The sequence below is a fragment of the Methylobacter marinus A45 genome, from assembly GCF_000383855.1.
In the GTDB taxonomy this organism is placed as follows: domain Bacteria; phylum Pseudomonadota; class Gammaproteobacteria; order Methylococcales; family Methylomonadaceae; genus Methylobacter; species Methylobacter marinus.
The window spans coordinates 4480097-4500115 of record NZ_KB912877.1 but is presented as its reverse complement, the minus strand read 5'-3'; the positions used below and the strand labels follow the sequence as shown (position 1 = coordinate 4500115).

15 protein-coding genes are annotated in these 20019 nt (G+C 54.7%); 4 read left to right on the top strand and 11 right to left on the bottom strand.

What is annotated here, in order from left to right:
• Positions 1 to 108: 108 nt before the first annotated feature.
• The 4 genes from treY to METMA_RS0121080 are packed head-to-tail and all read right to left on the bottom strand — an operon-like array spanning position 109 to position 6790.
• Entirely contained in the window at positions 109 to 2988 is a 2880-nt protein-coding gene (treY, locus tag METMA_RS0121095) for a malto-oligosyltrehalose synthase (protein WP_020161103.1), read from the bottom strand.
• 6 nt (positions 2989 to 2994) lie between these two features.
• Positions 2995 to 4842 carry a malto-oligosyltrehalose trehalohydrolase gene (gene treZ / locus METMA_RS0121090; RefSeq protein ID WP_020161102.1) on the bottom strand — a complete coding sequence of 616 codons (1848 nt, stop codon included), beginning with the start codon at positions 4840 to 4842 and terminating at the stop codon, positions 2995 to 2997.
• Positions 4842 to 6083: a glycosyltransferase gene (locus METMA_RS0121085; protein ID WP_020161101.1), complete on the bottom strand. Its 1242-nt coding sequence runs from the start codon at positions 6081 to 6083 to the stop codon at positions 4842 to 4844. Before METMA_RS0121085 ends, treZ begins: the two co-directional genes overlap by 1 nt.
• Positions 6080 to 6790: a DUF5752 family protein gene (locus METMA_RS0121080; protein ID WP_020161100.1), complete on the bottom strand. Its 711-nt coding sequence runs from the start codon at positions 6788 to 6790 to the stop codon at positions 6080 to 6082. Before METMA_RS0121080 ends, METMA_RS0121085 begins: the two co-directional genes overlap by 4 nt.
• 210 nt (positions 6791 to 7000) lie before the next feature.
• On the opposite strand from METMA_RS0121080, the gene METMA_RS0121075 reads away from it, so the two are divergent.
• On the top strand, positions 7001 to 7216 hold the full coding sequence (locus tag METMA_RS0121075) for a DUF2905 domain-containing protein (protein WP_020161099.1): 216 nt from the start codon (positions 7001 to 7003) through the stop codon (positions 7214 to 7216).
• Here METMA_RS0121075 and METMA_RS0121070 read toward each other — a convergent pair.
• Positions 7166 to 7702 carry a fibronectin type III domain-containing protein gene (locus METMA_RS0121070; RefSeq protein ID WP_020161098.1) on the bottom strand — a complete coding sequence of 179 codons (537 nt, stop codon included), beginning with the start codon at positions 7700 to 7702 and terminating at the stop codon, positions 7166 to 7168. The two genes, METMA_RS0121075 and METMA_RS0121070, sit on opposite strands and share 51 nt — an antisense overlap.
• A 281-nt stretch (positions 7703 to 7983) precedes the next feature.
• On the opposite strand from METMA_RS0121070, the gene METMA_RS0121065 reads away from it, so the two are divergent.
• A complete protein-coding gene (locus METMA_RS0121065; RefSeq protein ID WP_020161097.1) occupies positions 7984 to 8373 on the top strand; it encodes a response regulator in 390 nt (129 codons plus the stop codon).
• 53 nt (positions 8374 to 8426) lie between these two features.
• Here METMA_RS0121065 and METMA_RS0121060 read toward each other — a convergent pair whose 3' ends face one another.
• Entirely contained in the window at positions 8427 to 9767 is a 1341-nt protein-coding gene (locus METMA_RS0121060) for a DEAD/DEAH box helicase (RefSeq protein ID WP_020161096.1), read from the bottom strand.
• Between the two features lie 299 nt (positions 9768 to 10066).
• Here METMA_RS0121060 and METMA_RS0121050 point away from each other — a divergent pair, with 299 nt between their 5' ends.
• The gene (locus METMA_RS0121050; protein ID WP_020161094.1) at positions 10067 to 10759 is read left to right on the top strand and encodes a rhomboid family intramembrane serine protease; all 693 of its coding nucleotides are present in this window, start codon (positions 10067 to 10069) and stop codon (positions 10757 to 10759) included.
• A gap of 128 nt (positions 10760 to 10887) precedes the next feature.
• Positions 10888 to 11214: a hypothetical protein gene (locus METMA_RS0121045; RefSeq protein WP_020161093.1), complete on the top strand. Its 327-nt coding sequence runs from the start codon at positions 10888 to 10890 to the stop codon at positions 11212 to 11214.
• 100 nt (positions 11215 to 11314) lie between these two features.
• Here METMA_RS0121045 and METMA_RS0121040 read toward each other — a convergent pair whose 3' ends face one another.
• From METMA_RS0121040 to uvrA, 5 genes are all read right to left on the bottom strand, one after another.
• The gene (locus METMA_RS0121040; RefSeq protein ID WP_020161092.1) at positions 11315 to 12889 is read right to left on the bottom strand and encodes a phospholipase D family protein; all 1575 of its coding nucleotides are present in this window, start codon (positions 12887 to 12889) and stop codon (positions 11315 to 11317) included.
• Positions 12890 to 12950: 61 nt separating this feature from the next.
• Positions 12951 to 15482, bottom strand: coding sequence for a glycoside hydrolase family 2 TIM barrel-domain containing protein (locus METMA_RS0121035; protein ID WP_198014572.1), 2532 nt, complete (start codon positions 15480 to 15482; stop codon positions 12951 to 12953).
• Between the two features lie 129 nt (positions 15483 to 15611).
• The gene (locus METMA_RS0121030; protein ID WP_020161090.1) at positions 15612 to 16433 is read right to left on the bottom strand and encodes a DODA-type extradiol aromatic ring-opening family dioxygenase; all 822 of its coding nucleotides are present in this window, start codon (positions 16431 to 16433) and stop codon (positions 15612 to 15614) included.
• 41 nt (positions 16434 to 16474) lie between these two features.
• Complete coding sequence (locus tag METMA_RS0121025; protein WP_020161089.1) at positions 16475 to 16891, bottom strand: hypothetical protein; 417 nt, start codon at positions 16889 to 16891, stop codon at positions 16475 to 16477.
• 117 nt (positions 16892 to 17008) lie between these two features.
• Positions 17009 to 19825, bottom strand: a complete 2817-nt coding sequence (uvrA, locus tag METMA_RS0121020; RefSeq protein ID WP_020161088.1) for an excinuclease ABC subunit UvrA — start codon at positions 19823 to 19825, stop codon at positions 17009 to 17011.
• Between the last annotated feature and the right edge of the window lie 194 nt (positions 19826 to 20019).

Genomic DNA, 20019 nt, shown 5'->3' with positions numbered 1-20019 from the left:
ACTCTACGCATAAAAGCAAGCGGGTTCTGTTCGTTAGCGCACATTGCTCAGCTCGCCTCTCGTTTTTCAGCATTCTTTCAGCATTAATAAATAAAGGAAATTAAGGGATTAATTTCCAACCGTATTCGGTGTTGCTGAACCGGTTGACGATACCAGCAAGGCCACCGGAAAGGCGCCAAATAACTCACGAATATTCAATTCCAGATGATCATCGACCTTATTCGCCGATAACTTATCGTCGGTAAAAATGTTACGGTAATACCTGGGGGCGTCGGACGGCAATTCCAGCCGGGTGCAAGACCAAGTGAATCCATCGTCCAACAGATGCTTCATGAGTCTAGGCACAACAATCACGGCGAAATGGTCCGGATCACAACGCGCGAACGCTACCAGATTGTCCAGCCTTGGCCCGCTGATAGTCAGCTTCAGGTATTCGCCGTTTTCGAACAGGGCGGCCATATTTCTGCGCAGGCGCAGGGTTTGCGCGGTCAAAAACAGTTTGATCCGGCCATCTTCCGGCGTATTCATCAACGACTTCAGCAGTTGCCGCCGATCACTGGCGACAGCCTCGTCTATAGAGGTCAGTAACTGCCGGATTCTGTCGAAATCGACAGGTCGACGGTTGTCGGGGTCGACCAGCGAGAATTGCCAGGTTTCATTGCCCTGATAAATATCCGGCACGCCCGGCGAAGTCAGTTCCAGCAAGGTTTGAGCAAGCGCATTATGGAGGCCGGCTTTTCGAAGCTGTGTCTCAAAGGCGGCGAAATCGGAAAGAAACACGTGATTGGCTTTCCGGTCAAGACAATGGTTAATAAAGTCGCTGACCGCCTGCTCATACTCCTGGTCGGGATTAAACCATGAACTGTATTGCTTGGCCTCGCGCACAGCCTTGATCATATAAGCGCGGATTCGCTCGCGGTAAACCTCCAGCGTGGCCTCATCTAGCGCCGTCAGGGGCCAGGTGCCAAGCAGGATCTGATAAAACAGGTATTCGTCATTGCGGCTTATGACGGTTGAACCGGTTATCCTGAGATGGTTCAGCCGGTGCCAGTGAAATACTGCTTGCTGCCACTGTTCCGGAAGCTCAGTCAGGACATTGATTCGGGCCCGGACATCGGCACCGTGCTTACTGTCGTGCGTGGACAGGTTCAGCATGGCATGCGGCCACTTCTTGACGCGTTCCTGATTGAAAAAATGAAAGGCGTTGACGGAATAGCCGAATCGGCGCGGGTCGCCGCCAACCTCGTTTAACGTGATCAGCCGGTTGTATTGGTACAGCGCGGTATCTTCATGGCCTTTTGCCATGACCGGCGCCGTGTATTGCTGGAATTTTTTCACGAACCCGATCAGATCGCCTTCGGCGTCGGGCGAATGGGGCTGGATCAGCAACACCCGATGTATGAAATCGAACACGCTTTTGTCGGCGGCATGGCTGCGGCGCCTGGCCTGGGCGATTGCCCATTCGATATATTGCACGTCTTCCTTTCGGACCTCGGGGCTATTGATGTAGGTGCGATAAACCGGAAAACAGGCGCTCACTTCGAGCAGCGCATCGCGCAGGGCATTGAGCGTATAGTCGCGGGTTTTTGAGTGGGACTCGGCGATTTGGCTCAAGCGATTGGCCAGCACATTCCATTCGGCGGCCATGGACGTGGTCATGACCTGTTTTTTGGCCTGGTAGACGAGTTCTTCAAAGTCACTCTCCTGGCCGCTGAACCGGTTGTAAATGACGGTAAAGGCGTCTTCCGCCTCGGCATCGACGAACACGCCGTTCACGATATTGGCAAACTCATAACCGGTCGTACCGTGTATCGGCCAGTCATTGGACAGGTATTCGTAATTGGCGACGATTTTCTCGGCGACGATATAAATAGGCGGCGTATTGCCGTCGGCATAGCTATGGGAAATAGCCGCGATGCGTTCGCACAGGCGTTGATTATAACCGACCGGATCGTACAGGCCATCGGCATGATCGAGACGCAAGCCTTGTATTTTGTTCTGTTCAATCAACGACAGAATAAAGCGGTGCGAGGCTTCGAACACCTGTTCTTGTTCGACCCGCAGGCCGGCCAGTTCATTGATATCGAAAAAACGCCGGTAATTGATTTCATCGCCGGCTACCCGCCAGTAGGCCAGCCGATAAGCTTGATGCTCCAGCAATATATGCAGCTTGTCGGCGGAGTCATTGATTTTTGCTACGCAGCTGTCAATAAATTGTTTTATGGACGTATTGTCGCTGCAAAGACGTGCCAGCTGCCGTTTAAATACCTCCTTGTCGCGGTTACGGTCATCCCGTTGCGCCGGCGTTGCCATTGTTCGCTCGGGCAGTTTGCCGAAACTGCTGTCCAGCGTTTGATATTCCAGCAGCAAGGGATCGCTGGCATCGAACCGGTCGAGCAATTGCGAATGCTGGGCATTCAGGATCAGCGGGTAAGTCTGGGGATCGATCGGAAAGCGGTGCTGATGGTAATAGATGCTGAACTCTCCGGCTTCGGCATCGAAATTCAGCGTCAGTCCGCGCTGTTCCAGCATGTTGCCGTAATGATCGCCCAACACCGGAATCAGCAGCTTGTTTTGCAGCGGCTTCTTGACGGGATGCCAGTCAATATCAAAAAAATCGGCATAACTGGAAGCCGGACCGTTTTCAAGCACGTCCAGCCACCAACCGTTGTCGCTGCCCATGATGCCCATGTGGTTGGGCACGATATCGGCAATCAGGCCCATCCGGTGCCGGCGCAATTCCGCCACCAGGTTTTCATAATCGGCTTCCGAGCCGATTTCCGGATTCAGTGAGTCATGATCGACGATATCATAGCCGTGTGTGCTGCCCGGACGAGCCTTCAGATAGGGTGACGCATAGCAATGGCTGATGCCCAGACTAGATAAATAAGGCACCAGTCCGGTGGCCTGAGCGAAAGTAAAGCGGCTGTTGAATTGCAGTCGATAAGTGGCGTCGGGAATGGTCTTGATGTTTGCCTCATATGCCATGACCGATCAACTTTCAGTCAGCAGCCAAAGCACAGACCAGGGCGGAAGCATCGCGGGTTGCCGTAGGTCGGCGATCGCGTTATCGGTTGTAAAAATGACTTCGCCGGCGCTGGAACTGTCGATCGCTATCGGTTCGTCGTCCAAATTGGCAATCAGCTCAAGTTGCGAATGATCGGCTAACCGCCAGTTCGCCGCCAACGCCCGTTCACCTAACAACCGATAGCCGGATTGTCCGCCGGACAGGCCCGAAAGCCGGGGCTGAATGTACTGTTGGCGCAAGTTCAGCAGTTGCCGGTGGTAATTGAGCCATTGCCGATGGATCGGCTGGTCGCGTTCCTGCCAGTCCAGCTTTGCCGATAAAAAGGTATTGATATGGTGGGGCAACGGTATGTTGCGCGAACCGTTAAACTCAGGAAAGCGGGAAAACTCCCGGAGCCGACCTTGCGCGACTTTTTCGCTCAGATCTTCAGAGAAATCGACGAAGTAAGGGAAGGGCGTGGAGGCGCCCCATTCCTGCCCCATGAACAGCAAGGGTACGGATGGAGCCAGCAGAATCATGGCCGTTGCCGCGCGCAGCGCTTCTTGGGAGCACAGGGTCGAAAGGCGTTCGGCGAAAGCGCGGTTGCCGATCTGGTCATGGTTCTGTAAAAAAGCCACAAAAGCCGTAGGCGGCAAGTCAGCGCTGGGTTCGCCGCGCGGCTTGCCGTCCCGATAGGCGGAGACTTCGCCCTGATAGGCAAAGCCTTCAGTCAGGCAGCGGCCCAGGTAGTTGATGGCATGCCTGGCGTAATCCTGATAATAACCGGCGGTTTCACCGGTCAGCAATAGATGCAGCACATGATGGATATCGTCATTCCACTGGGCGTTGTAATGACTGTTATGGGACTTCGCCGGGTTCGGCCTTAGATAATGAGCGGCGTTATTGTCGTTTTCCAAAACCAGGTGAATGTGACGGTCATAACCATGCGCATGCCGCACTTCCTGGGCCAGATATTCAAAAAACGGCGGACGCGAGGCATCGGAATCATCGAAAATGGCATGCACGGAATCAAACCGCAGCCCGTCGACATGATACTCTTCCAGCCAGTACAGGGCATTATGGACAAAGAAGCTGCGCACCCAAGTGCTGCCGGCATCGTCAAAATTGATCGCGCTGCCCCAGGGCGTCTGGTGGCGATCGGTGAAAAATGCCGGCGCATACAGATTCAGGTAATTGCCTTCCGGGCCGAAATGGTTGTAAACCAGATCCAGAAAAACCATCAGGCCCTTGGCATGAGCCGTCTGTATGAATTCCTTCAGATCGTCCGGCGTGCCGTAAGCTCTGGCTGGGGCGAAAGGCAGTACGCCGTCATAACCCCAGTTGCGGTTGCCGGGAAAATCGGCGATCGGCATGAGCTGCAGGGCCGTGACGCCCAGATCGGCCAAGTGATCGAGCCGCTGCCGGGCAGCGGCAAAGGTGCCTTCGGGCGTGAACGTGCCGATATGCAGTTCGTACAGAACGACATCTTCCCAGGGGCGCCCACGCCAATCCTGGTCCTGCCACTCCCAATCGCCGGGATCGATAATCTGGCTGGCGCCATGCACGGTTTCCGGTTGATAGCGCGAGGCCGGATCAGGGACATAATCGGTGCCGTTAATACGATACTGATAGTAATAGGCACTGCTGCCGAAGCCGGTGATAATGCCGAACCAGCCGTCGTCTTCCGGCGTCATCAACAGATGCTCTTCAGGCTCCAATCCCCGCAGGCTAAGCTCGACAGTATCGGCTCCCGGCGCCCACAGGCGAAAACGCACGCGGCCATCGTCCATGAGCTGGGCGCCGAAAGGCATCAAATGGCGACGGGTGACAGCCATCAGCCCAGCTCGATGCGATTGGTTGCGCCGTTCTGTAGCGCATACATCAGCGTCAGATGTTCGCGCAACTGGCGGGTCAGCAGAAAATTTTCGCGCACAAAATTTTTCACCGTGACTCCCATTTCCTGAGTTTTTTTCGGTTGGTTAAACAAATAGCGGATGCGCAGCGCCGCCCCTTCCGGCGTGTTAACCAGAAAACCGGTATGAAAATTGACGACCTGCAGGCGAATGCCGCCGGTATCGCCGCCTATGACCGGCTTGCCTTTCCACATGGCTTCGGTCACCGTCAGTCCGAAGCCTTCCTTGGTGGACTTCTGGATGACGATATCGGTGATGCGCTGCAGGGCATTGATGGTCCGATGCGCATCGGGCGGCAAGACCAGGACTTTGATGTTCGGTTCATTCTCCGCCGCGGCGTACACATCGGAGAGCACCGCCTCGGCTTCGGGATCGTCGGTTGCGCCGCCGCCGGCCAGTATCAGCTGCAGTTTGGGAATAAAGCGCCGGGCGAGCTTATAGGCTTCGATGACGCCGACAGGATCCTTGAAATGATCAAAGCGCGAGATCTGGGCGATCAGCGGCAGGTCGGGATCAATGTCGAAGCGCGCGCGCACCGCATCCAGTTCGGCCAGGGGCAAATCGATGTTCTTGTCGCTCAGGGGATCAATGCTGGGGGAAATGATGTATTCGGGGTGCGGCAGCGCCTGGGCGAATTGCGGCAGCGAGAAGATGCTGGCATCGTAATCGCGCACGAACCGCTCAAGAAAGCGCCAGGTTCCGCGATGCGGGCGGCTGGCGTCGATATGGCAGCGCCAGATCCATTTACCCTTGCGATTGGCGCAGTATTTCAACAGCGCGGCCGGTTGCGGGTCATGGATGATGACAAAGTCGGCCTCCTCCAGCATAGGGCACAATTGCTGAGCGTTCTGTGCGTTCACGTCCTGATAATGGTCCAGCAAGGTGCCGGGAATGGTCAGCCGATTGCCCTGCAGGGCATTGTGCATGCTTTTCGTGCATTGGAAAAAGTCGCTATCGCCGGTAATGACTTCCCAATGGGCATTGAGGCCCAGGTCGCGGGTCAGCGGCACCAGTTTCTCCAGAATCTCGGCGACGCCGCCGCCCTGACGCGTGGAGTTCACATGCACGACCGTTTTACCCTGCAAGGGCTCGGCCAGTTGCCGCAAGTGACGAATGACATCGGCGCCGGCAATGGCGGCATAAGCATCCAACATATTGGTCATTCCGTCGCTCCCATGGAATAGTCAAAATAATCCTGAAAAACGTCAACCAATTGCTGGCGAAGTTCCGTCAAGGAACCGAAATAAGGATCAATATTCGACAAGAGTTCAATCAGGGTTTGATAGGTTTCGCCATAGCCGTTCAGCCAGGCATGAAAATCGTCGATCCTTTCCGGGCTGCGGCGTCGGGCATCGATAAAATGATAAAAAACACTGCTGACCGATAGCTTGGGCATGAGCTTGGCCATCTCGCGGGGATTGGCGATATCGGCGTGCGCGTTAAAAACGACAATCTGCGAACGGATGAATTCAAACGGCTGGCTGGCGATCACCCAGTGCAGATATTCGCTTTCCTCGAGGCGTACCTCGATATACTCCAGCAACTGCTGGCGTATTTCCGACATGTCGGCGTATTGGCTCGGATCGACGACCGCCAGTTGCTCCGCCAGTTTTGCATCGTGCAGGCTGTGATGGACCCAGGCGGCGAAATCATTGTTGTATTCCCGCTCCTCGAAGCGGGCCTGGAGCAGGTTGCCCCAGAAATGATAATACAGGCTATCCGGACTGAGCTGGATAATATGGTCGCGGAATTCTGTCAGCGTGCGCGCGCGTTTGCCGGTGGCAATGGCAATCAGCGTGCAATCTCTGAGCGTGAATCGGGGGGCTTCTTGCGTCATGGCCGCCTCGGTGGATGGTTCGGTTATTGCCATGGCCTCTCTAAATCGGCTGTCATTCGGTCCTTGGCGCACTTTAGTCGGCGGCCAGTCTGGAACCTTAAGAGATGCATGGATTTTTAGGCCAAAATAACCGATTGGTCGCGAGAAGAACATTCGCATTAATGCCTAGGTAAAGATACTGACTAAGCGCTGGGGTATAAACCGTTATAATTTTTGATATCAACAACAGTGACAAGGCAATGTATGACCACCGGAAAAGTACTGATGATTATCGGCGCCATCCTGATCGTTGCGGGTCTTGTCTTTAATTATGCCCCCTGGCTGATCAACTGGTTTGGCAAATTACCCGGCGATATTCATATCAGGGATGAAAAAAAAGTTGTGTTCATCCCGATCACCTCCATGGTTTTAATCAGCCTGGTTTTGACGCTGATCATCAATCTGGTTTTTCGCAGATAAAAAAGTATATCGATGACGTCCCGCTCTTTTGTACAACCTTGAGATCAAAAGGAGTAAGACACCTATGAACATGGCGGCAGATGCCGGAAGCCATAGGTCGCCGGTCCCCATACCGGCAGGGACTCCGCCAGCCTTCACAGCCGTCGTGACCGGAACCGTCGTACTGATCTCATTGGAATAAGCGCTTTCGACGGTTCGGTTTGAGTCATAGGCCTTCACCCTGAAATAATATTGCCTGCCTTCCTGTAATCCGGCTATTGTGAAAGCGGTTTTATTCCCCACATCAACGCTTGAGGCGTATTTAGCGCTGCCTTGACCGTAAGACACTATATAACCGCCGACATTGGCTGAGGTACTGGCGTCCCAGGCGAGATTCACGCTTCCCGCGAATAAATTACCGCTGAAAATAGACAGGCTGAGCCCGGCCGATCCAAACTGCCGGGTCAGTTTACGCAATACTGATGCTTTTACAGGATGCTTGTTCATAATCGTTTCTGTGTTCAGTGGTCCGCGAATTTCTCCGGTCAAGCCGCTTAATTATCCCGGTCGGATGCATTGACTGGCACAATAACCGACTGAATTCGATAATGAAATTCGCATCAACGCCTAGGTAAAGATACTGAATTCAACAGCGTTGCAAACACGGCCAATGTGGCGTTTTTGGCAATTTTCGGCAATCAATTTGTCGATGGCGCCATGGTTCTTATATAATTTCAAGACTAAAGGGTGGGGGTAAAACCCTTATAAACATAAGGTTGGGGACAAGAATGGAAATACCAGCAGAATTACTGCAAAAAAAGATTTTGATTGTCGATGATGCATCTTCGATGCGTAAACTGACCAAGGCGATTTTACGGGAAGGCGGTTTTACGCATGTTTTTGAAGCCGAGGACGGGCAGACGGCGCTGGCCTTACTCAAGAAGGTGAAAGTCAATTTGGTGATATGCGACTGGAACATGCCGGTCATGAGCGGCATGGAGTTGTTCCTGGCGGCAAAGGCGGACGCGGAGTTAAGCGCGATCCCTTTTATCATGCTGACTTCGTCGTCCGAAGGCACCAAGGTTAAGGAAGCCATTGTCGCGGGCATTACCGCCTACATGATAAAACCCTTCAAGCCAGTGGATCTGATCGCCAAGGTGGTCAGTAAACTGACTTGAACGATTGATTTGAAAAAGCGGGCAACTCTTGTGTCGGGTTGCCCGCTTTTTTGTTACTCGGAACCGGCTTGCCCGGTTGCCGGTTTATTGCTCGGCACGCGACGCTTACCGATGTTTTTCTTGTCGCGATGACGCATTTTGGTCTTTTTAACGGCCTCTTTTTTAGCTTCTTTCCTGTTCTTGCTGCCCGCGGCCTTGCCCGATGCTTTGAGCTTTTTAGGGCCTTTGTATTTGCCTTCCATTTCCTTGATCGTGCGGCGTTTAAATTTCTGCTTCAAAAAGCGCTCGATGCCGGCCATCAAGTTCCATTCCGTACTTTTCACCAGGGCAATCGCCAGCCCCCGTGCGTCGGCACGGCCCGTTCTGCCAATGCGGTGAATATAATCGATGCCGGTTCTCGGCATGTCGAAATTAATGACCAGATTGATGCCTTTTACATCGAGCCCGCGCGCGGCGACATCGGTGGCAATCAGAATATTAATCTCGCCCTGGCCATATAAAGCCATGACCCGGTTGCGTTCTTTCTGATCCATATCGCCATGCAGTACGCCGACACGGAGTTTCTGGCCGCGCAGCGGGCCGCGCAGGCTGTCGGCCTGGATTTTGGTGTTGGTGAATACCAGGGCCTTGTCATAGGTTTCGTTAAGCAGCAGCCAGGCCAGCAGTTTTTGTTTGTGCTCGTGGTCATCGGCCAGGACAATTTGCTGCTCGATATGGCTGTGTTCATCGTGCCGGCTGTTTAAGGCAATCACTTCAGGTTTTGTCAGTACCCGGTCGGACATTTTCTTGATGCCTTGATGGACCAGCGTCGCGGAAAGCAGCAGGGTTTGCCGTTGCGAATTGCAGTGCTCGACAATGGCCAGCACCTCCTCGCTAAAGCCCATGTCCAGCATGCGGTCGGCTTCATCCAGTATCAGTATTTCCAGCTCATCGAGATTCGAAACCTCCTGCTCCAACAGTTCGAGCAGCCGCCCCGGCGTGGCAATGACAATATCGGGATTGTTACGGATGGTTTTCTGCTGTTGCCTGAAGTCATCGCCGCCGGTAACCAGGCCGGCCTGCAGGTCGCTGAATTCGCACAATTGCCGGCATTGCTGAAAAATCTGCCGTGCCAATTCCCGGGTAGGGGCCAGCACCAGCGCCCGCGTTCCGGCATGGGTGGCGGGAATGGTCAGCAAATGGTGCAAGGCCGGCAGCAGGAACGCGGCCGTTTTGCCGCTGCCGGTTTCCGCGCTTACCAGCAGGTCCTGGTGCGCCAGAGCGGGGGGAATGGTCTGCAGTTGAACCGGCGTGGGCTGATCAAAGCCCAGTTTGTCCAGCGCCGCAAGCAAATGCTCGTTCAGGGATAAGCTTGAAAAGGATAAATCGGTATTATTTGTTGAATTAGGTTGCATGAATGGTCAGTCGCCGCCGAAAGGCAAAGATGGGAAGGAGCGGTTTTTTCCGCATTATAAACTTTTTGGGCCGGGGATTTATCAATAAATACAGATTCATTGCCTGCCGATATTTTTAACTGATAAGCTTGATCTGATAATTGATCTTGCGCAGGTGCGGTTTTTCATCTCATATCGATTCGAGCAATAATGACTAAAACGCAAGATCAAAAGCCACGGGAATAATCATGCTTGCCTTACCGCAAATCCATGTCAGTTAATACCAGGAGAATCCATGTCAGTTAATACCAGGAGAATCCATGATACCGATTAGAGATACCGCGCCTTGCAATATAAGACCTTGGGTCACCTGGGTGATCATGGCCATTTGCATTGTCGTTTTCATTGCCATGCAAGTGATGCCGCATGAGTTAAGTTATCGGCTGATTTATCTCTATGGCATGGTGCCTATTCGCTATTCGGACCCACATTGGGCGCTCAGTTTCGGTTTGCCGGATGACCACTTCTTGTCTTTTTTGACCAGTCTGTTTTTGCACGGGAACTGGTGGCATCTGGCCATCAACATGATTTTTATGTGGATTTTTGCCGACAATGTGGAAGACAGAATGGGGCATGGGCCGTTTCTGGTTTTTTATTTGCTGTGCGGGCTTTGCGCCACGTTTCTGCAATGGTATTTCGATCCCCGCCTTGCTATCCCGGTAGTCGGTGCCTCGGGCGCCATTGCCGGCGTGCTGGCGGCTTATTTCTTTCTCTATCCTCTCGCTCGCGTCATCGTCTGGATTCCGCTGTTCTTTTTGCCGATTGTCATCCATATCCCGGCCGTGGCTTTTTTGGGGCTGTGGGTCATCATCCAACTGCATGAAGCGACCACTTCGGTCATTTTTGAAGGCGTTACCGTCGACGTGGCCTGGTGGGCGCATTTAGGCGGCTTCATTACCGGTTCCATTCTGTATCGCTTGTTTGTTCGAAATGAGCCGATGGAAGAAAATTAAATTTTTTGATGGCTTTAAGGTATAATTGCCGGTCTCAAAAAGTGGGGCTTTTTGACAAAAATAACTAGGGTCAGGCGCATTCTGGCTAAGAAAGGCTTCTTAAAGATCTATCAGGAAATTAAAGTAATATGAAAAATATTAATGTTGCATTGGTAAGGTTGCTTCAATTCGTCGTTTTTGTACTGTTCACGTTCATGGTATTGGCCTATTTCGGCGCCATGGTTTTATTGCCACTGGATGCGATAGCATTACTGATCAAACTCATGTCCGCGATTGGTCTTAATGGCTTTATCGCGGCTTTTATCGCCGTTCCGATTGTCGGTTACTTGGGCATGAGAGTTTACAAAATACCGGGGCTTGGCAAAATGGTTGTCGATACAGGCGTTGATCTGGTCAATACCGGCAAATCAAGGGTTGAAGCGTTTAATGAAATTGCCGATTCAGTAAAAGGTTAATTTCCTTTCCCTGCCTTATGAAAGTCAGGCGCAAAAAAGGCGTGTCGAATCAGTTCGACACGCCTTTTTTTCATTAAGCATTTTTTAAATCCCATCCCGCTTATAAAAGCCAATCGATCGGCAACCAAGACAGAACAGTCACTATGGCACGTTGCCAGAAACGGGTACCGGGTTCTGTGTCGTGCCGCACCAGCTGGCCATCCCGATTCTCGAACCAATACAGATCGCCTTTTTCGGACAACCGGACCTCATAGGCATTCTCGGGAATACCGTTAGCGAACACGGCGTCGATTTGTTTTGCCAATGTCGGGCTGTCAATGATAAAGCCCAATTCGGTGTTCAGCCTTGCCGAGCGCGGATCGAAATTGAACGAGCCGATGAAAATGCTTGAATGATCCACCGAAAACGTTTTCGCGTGCAGACTGGACCCTGAACTGCCCAGTATGCCGGTTCTTCTGTCTCTCTCGGTCCCGGGAGACAAAAGCCGCGTTTCATAGAGCGTGATGCCGGCCTTGAGCAACGGTTTGCGCCATTTCGCATAACCGGCGTGTACGATAGGTACATCCGTGGCTTCCAGGGAATTGGTGAAGACCTTGATGTCCACGCCCCGGTTGGCAAGCGCCACAAAGGCATCGACCCCGGCGGCGGTCGGCACGAAGTAAGGCGAAACGAGTTCCACTTCAGCTTCAGGTTCGCCGATGATTTCATTAAGCTCATGGGTCAAATGCTCTTCCTTTGAGGCCTGGCCGAGGCCTTTGGCCGGGTTGTCGCTGACCATGCGGGTTACCACCCATTCCTGCTCCAGGTGTCCTTGAACCAATTTATAAATCAACGCGGAATTGCGTATCGCCTCCATATAGGCCGCGGCGGCCGGATCATCCGCGACCGCCGATGCTGCCAATGCCACTTGTTCGATCAGGTCGGGCTTGGCGGGCGGCAGCACGCAGTCGACAGGATAGGAGGATTCGCTGGCCCAGTAACGGTCAAAGTCGTTTGATACCTCCTTGACGACCGCCCCCACGGCCATGACATCCAGATCGGCAAATAACACGCCTTCAGCCGCGCCAAAATACTCGTCCCCGACATTGCGGCCGCCGATGATCGTGACCTGGTTATCGGCGGTAAAGGATTTGTTATGCATGCGCCGGTTCGCGCGGGAGAAGTCGGTGATATAGTCAAGCAGACGCCACTTGCGGAACATAAACGGATTAAACAGGCGAACTTCGATGTTCGGATGAGAATTAAGCGCGGCTAGCGCCGTATCGAGTTCAGCGGCGGTATTGTTATCGTCAAGCAATAACCGCACGCGGACGCCCCGGTCGGCCGCGGCGTGCAGGGCTTCAAGCAGGAGAATTCCGGTCATGTCGCTGTGCCAGATGTAATACTGGATATCAAGAGTGCGCTCGGCGGCATTGGCCAATAGCGCGCGTACGGCAAACGCGTCATGGGGGTCAGGAAGGGGATAAATGCCGGATTTTCCGGGATGCGCCTCGGCCGAGGGAGAAATCGCCTTCCCAAGCCGGGTCCTCCTGGCTTCGCTGATGGAAAGCGCTACGGAAACGCTGCGTCCTTCGAGCGAGGGTAAGGGCCTGCATCCTGCGATCAGGCTTGTGCCCAGGCTAAATGCCAGTAGATATCGAGCGACGCCCTTGCATGTGCTGATGCCATTATTCATCCGGCAGTCTGTTATACATATTCAAGTACCTTTATGTCGGCGGTTGATCGCCGTCGGGTAGTCACGGCGACTGTAGTTTCCTTATTCTGATATTCGACACAATCGCTTCGCCTTTGTTCGGCATGAAAGCAAGCCGGAGCCGTCCTTCGAAAACCGTCGCCGGGAAAGTCCTGACAACCGCCGCGCGATAGGCGCCGGCCGCTTTCAGAATATCGAAATGGCTCAGCCGGGGCCGGCCATTGACGGCGACAGTGAAGACCCGGTCACCGACGGCGGCATGACTGTCAGGCTCAAGAAAGCCCAGCGTGACGGAATAGTCGCCATTATCGAGCGGGATATCGTAGCTGAACGTACCGCGCCGGAAATTGCTGAACAGGTGCGGGTCCGGCGTAACGCGAGGCGGCGTTTTATCATCCGATGCCGCTAATGCCCTGGCGATCAGCCAGTCGCCCCGGCCGCCCGTGAAAAAATGATCCGAGCCGAACAGCGCGCCGTCGGATGCGGTGAATCCGGTCGTCAGCTGGCCGGCGGCAATATTGACGTCGCGGGTATGCAGCGACCACTGTACCGAATCACTGACGAATTTGCCGCCGTGATCGCCCAGTGCCGTGAGTTCGTTAATGCCGGGGCTCAGCCTGACATCCTTGAATAGGCAGATGCTCATCGGGCATTGAGCCTTGCTGGTTGAACCGATGACCTTGCCGTTGACCGACAGCTGCACCGAATCCGCGTTACTGTAGATTTTTACATCGGCGACCGCATAGGCTCGATGGGTGTAGCGCCGACCGGTAATATAGGTCACGGGGTCGCTGCTCCAATTGGCCTTGTAGAAATAAAACGCATCCTTTTTGGTCCGCCGATCGAACGTTACCAGGCCTTTGGTATTGACGCCCCTGATATCGCCTTCATTGCGCATGGCAGAACCAAAATCGAACATGTTCCAGACGTAGCTGCCCCACAGGTAGCGCTTTTCCGTAATCATCCGGTAATGTTGCTCGTGAACATAATTGGCGTATTCCTCCGTCTGATAGACCACCGGTTGCCCGGTATTGAACACCTCCGCGGGGCCGCCCAGGGGATTGTCGCTATGGTGGCTCAGGGCGGCGCCCGCGCCGTACTCGCTGATACCCATGGGCTGGTCGGGATATTTGTCGTGCAGGGTATCGAGTAATGCGCCGAGCTCCGAGACGCTGTTGCCGTAATACCAGAGACAGTACCGGTTAAGCGCCCAGACATCAGTAATGCCGCCGGTGGCGATGGACCGGCCCATGGCGGCCAATTCCTCGCCGAGATCCGCCTCGGTCGTGACTCGACTAGCGTCCTCGGCCTTGGCAAGCGCGTGCAGTTCCCGCAACAGCGGCGTGACATTGTCGTACGGTGCGGCCGGGCAACCGGTACTCATCATCGCAATTTCGTTGCCGACGGACCACATGGCGATTGCGGCCTGGTTGTACTGCTGGCGAATCAATTCCCGCAGTTGTTGCTTCACGTTGGCCTTAAAGGCATCGGTGGCATCGGTCCCGGAACAGCGCACCGTGCTCACCCCATTCACGAAAGGCACTTCCGCCCAGACCACCAGCCCCAGTCTGCTGGCGACCTCCAGGGTGCGCAGGTTATGCGGATAGTGAGCCAGGCGGACGGTATTCGCGCCGATATCCCTGATCAGTGCCAGCGACTCATCAATATCTTCATCGGTAATACCCCAGCCCTTGCCGGGATAATCCTGATGCATGGCAACGCCGTGTAGACGGATATTCCTGCCGTTCAGGAAGAAACCCTTATTGGCATCGAAGCGCATTTGGCGAATGCCGAAATGCTGCACAACCTTGTCGAGAGGCGTGCCGTCGGTTGCCAGTAGTTCGACGACCAGTTGATATTGATAAGGGTCGTCAAGGCCTTGCCACAGGCGAGCATTGTCAACGATCAGCTCAAGCGGAACTTCCAGGCGGGCGCCGGCCGCCAGCGACACGTTTTTTTGCGCCATGCCTGCAAGCCGGCCATTGTCCGCCAACAAGGCGGCACGGATGGTATAGTCGGCGTCGTGCCCGGAATCACTTTTCAGCTTACTCCGCACATTGACGGTTGCGCTGCTGTCCGAAATGCCGGTCGTGGCGGCATAGACGCCCGGACCGCCCATATCGTCCAGGGCGATGTGGACCGGATCCGGCGTGGAAATCAGCGCGACATGGCGATAAAGGCCGCCGGACATATTGAAATCACCGCTCAATGGCGCAATAGCCGTTACATCGCTGTCCGTTGTCGGCGCCCGGTTATCGACTTTGACCAGCAATACATTGCCGCCATTCGCAATCAGTTTGTCGGTGACATCGAAGCGGAAAGCCGTGAAAGCGCCTCTATGCCGGCCCAGTTTGCGGCCGTTCAGCCAGACATCGGCCACGATGCTGGCGGCCCCGAACTCAAGCCAGTGGCGTGCGCCCGTTGTCGGCGTCTCGAATGTGAGCCGATACCAGCCAATACCACGCCTATAGGGCGCCGCGGCATTCCAGGCATGGGGCAGGGATATCGGTTGCCAGTCGGCCGCCAGCGTATCATCCTGAACGAACTTCCAGTTGCCAACCAGAGGCGTCGTCATCCGCAGTTCCCGGGCATTTACGCTTGCGCCCTGATCAACCATGCCGGTACAGCCGTAAATCGCTAATGCCAGAATTCATTGCCAACGCGATCCCATCATGCGCGGCAAGAATGCCTGTTAAAGTCCCGATTACCAAAGATAAGCGCTCGCCTTTTTTGTCATTATTTCAAAGCTGAAAGCCTGCCGGGCCGGGGCGCCGGCGACACCGTAGCAAACATGCAACGGCAACAGGTGTTCTTCTCTCGGATGGCAATACCTTGCGGCCGGGGCGCTCTGCCAGTTGATCAGCCGCTGTTCTCTCTCGGATTCAGTTATCCGGCGATTGGTGCAGGTATCGATCAGCCACTGTTCGAAAACATCATTCATGGCTTGCGTTTCCGTTGTCGATGGCGCAAAGAAAGCCTTGAGATTATGAAAGGAAAACCCGGAACCGATAACCAGCACCTGTTGTGCCAACAAGGCGGCCAGGGCTTGACCGATCCGGATATGCTCATCGGGCCGCAAGGATTTGACCAGGGACAATTGAAGGCAGGGAATGTTGGCTTCGGGGTACATGATCTTTAACGGCACGAATAAACCGTGATCAAAGCCCCGCTGATCGGTCAGGCTTGCGTCAATGCCATGGCTTTGCAAGAGATCGGCTGTCTTTTGCGCAAGCCTCGGCGCACCGGGTGCGGGATACTCGACAGAATAAGATTCATCCGGGAACCCATAATAATCATAGATCAATGAAGGTGACGCGCCGCTGGTAATGGTCGGCCTGTCTTCTTCCCAGTGAGCGCTGATCACCAGAATAGCCGAAGGATGACCAAGAGCAGGCGTTATTTTTTTAAGAAGGGCTACCAGTTCTTCATGGGCTTTGTCGCCGAGCAAGGGCAAGGGCAAGGGGCCGCCGCCATGGGAAAGGTATAAGACCGAACCTTTCCCGGTATTTGTTAACTTGCCGTTCATGATAGCCCGTGTTGGTACGCCGCACTGGTCAGGCAATGCGATTACGTCATTTTTTCGATCGTGAAACGCTGATAACGATGCGCAAAATCGAACGGCACGCGCCGAATAACATTCATCGCGCGAGCCGCGTCCGTATCGCCGGGCGCATAGATCAACAAAAATGCGGAGCCTTGCCTGGCTGCCTCCAGATGGGTTTTTACGGCCTCATCACTCCAGCCCAATCGCGCCAGAAAACCCTTGTTGTCAGCGAGATTACGCTGTGCCGCATCAGCCACTTCCTCGCTTGTATAAAACTCGCAATCGGCCGGGTCATATCCGCCGGCCATGAGATCCCGCTGCACCTGCCGCGCATCCTCCTGGTTCGGAAACGCGACGACAAGATAACCGAGCGGATAAAAAATACCGAAGTCTGTTGTAGGTGCGGTGTGTGCTTCATTCGCTGACGTCAGATTGCTCATGACTCATCCTCTTCTCTATAGCGTTACGTTAATGGTTCGCTTTGGAAAGCATCAGCAAATCTGACAGCGGCATGGGGGCTAAGTTTCCCTTACGGGCTGATCAGGAGGCCGTGCCGGTTAGGCAAAAAACCGCTTCAGGTAGACACCGGTGTGCGAGGCCGGATTTTCGGCAATCTGTTTCGGCGTGCCTTCGGCCACCAGCGTGCCGCCGCCGTCGCCGCCTTCGGGGCCCATGTCGATAATCCAGTCCGCCGTTTTGATCACGTCCAGGTTATGCTCGATGACGATGACCGTATTGCCGTGATCGCGCAAGGTGTGCAGGACGGACAGTAGCTGCTTGATATCATGGAAGTGCAGCCCCGTGGTCGGTTCATCGAGAATATACAGGGTTTTGCCGGTATCGCGTTTGGAAAGTTCCTTGGCAAGCTTGACACGTTGCGCTTCGCCGCCGGACAGGGTCGTCGCATTTTGCCCCAGGGTAATGTAGCTCAGGCCGACTTCGGTCAGGGTAGCCAGTTTGCGGGCAATGGCCGGTACGGCGCTGAAGAAGGCGGCCGCGTCCTCGACGGTCATGTCCAGCACTTCATTGATGGTTTTGCCTTTGTAGCGTATTTCCAGCGTCTCGCGGTTGTAGCGCTTGCCATGGCAGATGTCGCAGTTGACGAAGATGTCGGGCAGAAAATGCATTTCCACCTTGATCACGCCGTCGCCCTTGCAGGCTTCGCAGCGGCCGCCCTTGACGTTGAAGCTGAACCGGCCCGGCGTGTAGCCGCGCGAGCGCGCTTCGGGCGTGGCGGCGAACAATTCCCGTATCGGCGTGAATAGGCCTGTGTAAGTGGCCGGATTCGAGCGCGGCGTGCGGCCGATCGGGCTCTGGTCGATATCGACGACCTTGTCGAAATGATCCAGGCCTTCGATGGCATCGCAGGGGGCCGGGATGGCGCCGGCACGGTTGATCAAGCGCGCCGCATGGCAATACAACGTGTCATTGATCAGCGTTGACTTGCCGGACCCGGATACGCCCGTGACACAGATCAGCAGGCCGACAGGGAAGGCGATATCGACGTTTTTCAGATTGTTGCCATGCGCGTTGCGCACGACGATTTGCCTGTCCTTATCGACAGGCGTCAACGACTGGGGTACGGCGATGTCGACCTTGCCCGACAGATACTGGCCCGTGAGCGAGTCTTCGTTGGCAAGTATGTCGGCCAGTGTGCCCTGGGCGATGACGCGTCCGCCATGGACGCCCGCGCCCGGGCCGATATCGACGATGTGGTTCGCCGAGCGGATGGCATCCTCGTCATGCTCGACCACGATCACGGTGTTGCCCAGGTCGCGCAACCGGAACAAGGTATTCAGCAGCCGCTGGTTGTCGCGCTGGTGCAGGCCTATCGAAGGCTCGTCCAGCACGTACATGACGCCGACCAGTCCCGCGCCGATCTGGCTGGCCAGGCGTATGCGCTGCGCCTCGCCGCCGGACAGCGTCTCGGCGCTGCGGTCCAGGGTTAAATAATCCAGCCCCACGTTAACCAGAAATTCCAGCCGCTCCTGAATTTCCTTGACGATTTTTATCGCGACTTCGCCGCGCTTGCCGGTCAGGCCGAGCTGCGAGAAGAACGCCAGCGCTCTGCGGATAGGCAAGCGCGTCAGTTGATGAATCGGCAGATCCTCGATGAAGACGTTCCTGGCCGCGATGTTGAGCCTGGCGCCGCCGCAGACGTTGCAAGGCTTGTTGGATAAATACTTGGCCAGTTCTTCCCGAACCATTTGCGAATCGGTTTCATGATAACGCCGCTCCATATTGGCGATGATGCCTTCAAAGCTGTGGCGCCTTTTTTTGGCGCCGCCCGTGCCGGTCATGAACTTGAACTCGATGGTCTCATTGCCGCTGCCGTAAAGGATGACGGACTGAATGTCGCCGGGCAATTGTGAAAACGGCACTTCGGGATCGAAATCGTAATGCTTGGCCAGCGAGCAGATGATCTGGTAATAATAGGCGTTGCGCCGGTCCCAGCCGCGAATCGCGCCGCCGGCCAGGCTGATGTCGGGGTTGTGAATGATCAGCTCGGGGTCGAAGTGCTGGCGCACGCCCAGTCCGTCGCAACTGCCGCAGGCGCCTTTGGGATTGTTGAACGAGAAGATGCGCGGTTCCAGTTCGTTCAGGCTGTAGCCGCAATGCGGACAGGCATAGCGTTCGGAAAACAGCAGTTCCGTGCCGTCATCCATGCAGGCGGCAATCGCAATGCCGTCGGCCATGCGCAGGGCGGTCTCGAAGGATTCGGCCAGGCGTGTGCCGAGATCGTCACGGATCTTGAAGCGGTCGACGATGACTTCAATGGTATGCTGCTTTCTCAGATCCAGTGCCGGCGCTTCGTCCAGATCGTACACGCTGCCATCGATGCGGGCACGGATGAAGCCCTGCGCGCGCAGGTCGTCCAGCAACTGGGTATGTTCGCCCTTGCGCTGGCTAACGACCGGCGCCAGCAGCATCCAGCGTTGTTCCCGGGGTTGGGCAAGCACCTGATCGACCATCTGGCTGATCGTTTGCGCTTCCAGCGAGACCTGGTGCTCGGGGCAGCGCGGCGTGCCGGCTCTCGCGTATAGCAACCTCAGGTAATCGTAAATTTCCGTAATGGTGCCGACGGTTGAGCGCGGATTGTGCGAGGTCGATTTCTGTTCGATCGAGATCGCCGGCGACAGGCCTTCGATGTGGTCGACATCGGGCTTTTCCATCATCGACAAAAACTGGCGGGCATAGGCGGAAAGCGATTCTACATAGCGTCTTTGGCCTTCGGCATAAATCGTGTCAAAAGCCAGCGATGACTTGCCCGAACCGGAAAGTCCGGTAATGACGATGAGTGAATCCCGGGGCAGATCAAGATCGATATTTTTCAGGTTATGCGTTCGGGCACCGCGGATGCTAATGATATCCATCAAATAATTCCGTCAATCTAAACAACCGCATAATATACGTTCAAAACCAGGCTAAGACAAACTAACGCTGGATCAGGAATTTGGGCGAGCACAAATAGTGAATACGACGGAATGATTGTTATAATGCGCGCTTTTGAAATAAACCCGAAGTAGAGCTTTTATTTAATTTCTGGCACATAAGGAGAAACTGGTTT

Coding starts and splice junctions, on each gene's coding strand:
- METMA_RS0121075 (WP_020161099.1), top strand. CDS start 7,001: ATGACCACCGGAAAAGTACTGATGATTATCGGCGCCATCCTGATCGTT.
- METMA_RS0121025 (WP_020161089.1), bottom strand. CDS start 16,891: ATGAGCAATCTGACGTCAGCGAATGAAGCACACACCGCACCTACAACA.
- METMA_RS0121060 (WP_020161096.1), bottom strand. CDS start 9,767: ATGCAACCTAATTCAACAAATAATACCGATTTATCCTTTTCAAGCTTA.
- METMA_RS0121050 (WP_020161094.1), top strand. CDS start 10,067: ATGATACCGATTAGAGATACCGCGCCTTGCAATATAAGACCTTGGGTC.
- METMA_RS0121085 (WP_020161101.1), bottom strand. CDS start 6,083: ATGACCAATATGTTGGATGCTTATGCCGCCATTGCCGGCGCCGATGTC.
- METMA_RS0121045 (WP_020161093.1), top strand. CDS start 10,888: ATGAAAAATATTAATGTTGCATTGGTAAGGTTGCTTCAATTCGTCGTT.
- METMA_RS0121035 (WP_198014572.1), bottom strand. CDS start 15,482: ATGACGACGCCTCTGGTTGGCAACTGGAAGTTCGTTCAGGATGATACG.
- METMA_RS0121065 (WP_020161097.1), top strand. CDS start 7,984: ATGGAAATACCAGCAGAATTACTGCAAAAAAAGATTTTGATTGTCGAT.
- METMA_RS0121080 (WP_020161100.1), bottom strand. CDS start 6,790: ATGGCAATAACCGAACCATCCACCGAGGCGGCCATGACGCAAGAAGCC.
- METMA_RS0121030 (WP_020161090.1), bottom strand. CDS start 16,433: ATGAACGGCAAGTTAACAAATACCGGGAAAGGTTCGGTCTTATACCTT.
- treZ (WP_020161102.1), bottom strand. CDS start 4,842: ATGGCTGTCACCCGTCGCCATTTGATGCCTTTCGGCGCCCAGCTCATG.
- treY (WP_020161103.1), bottom strand. CDS start 2,988: ATGGCATATGAGGCAAACATCAAGACCATTCCCGACGCCACTTATCGA.
- METMA_RS0121040 (WP_020161092.1), bottom strand. CDS start 12,889: ATGAATAATGGCATCAGCACATGCAAGGGCGTCGCTCGATATCTACTG.
- METMA_RS0121070 (WP_020161098.1), bottom strand. CDS start 7,702: ATGAACAAGCATCCTGTAAAAGCATCAGTATTGCGTAAACTGACCCGG.
- uvrA (WP_020161088.1), bottom strand. CDS start 19,825: ATGGATATCATTAGCATCCGCGGTGCCCGAACGCATAACCTGAAAAAT.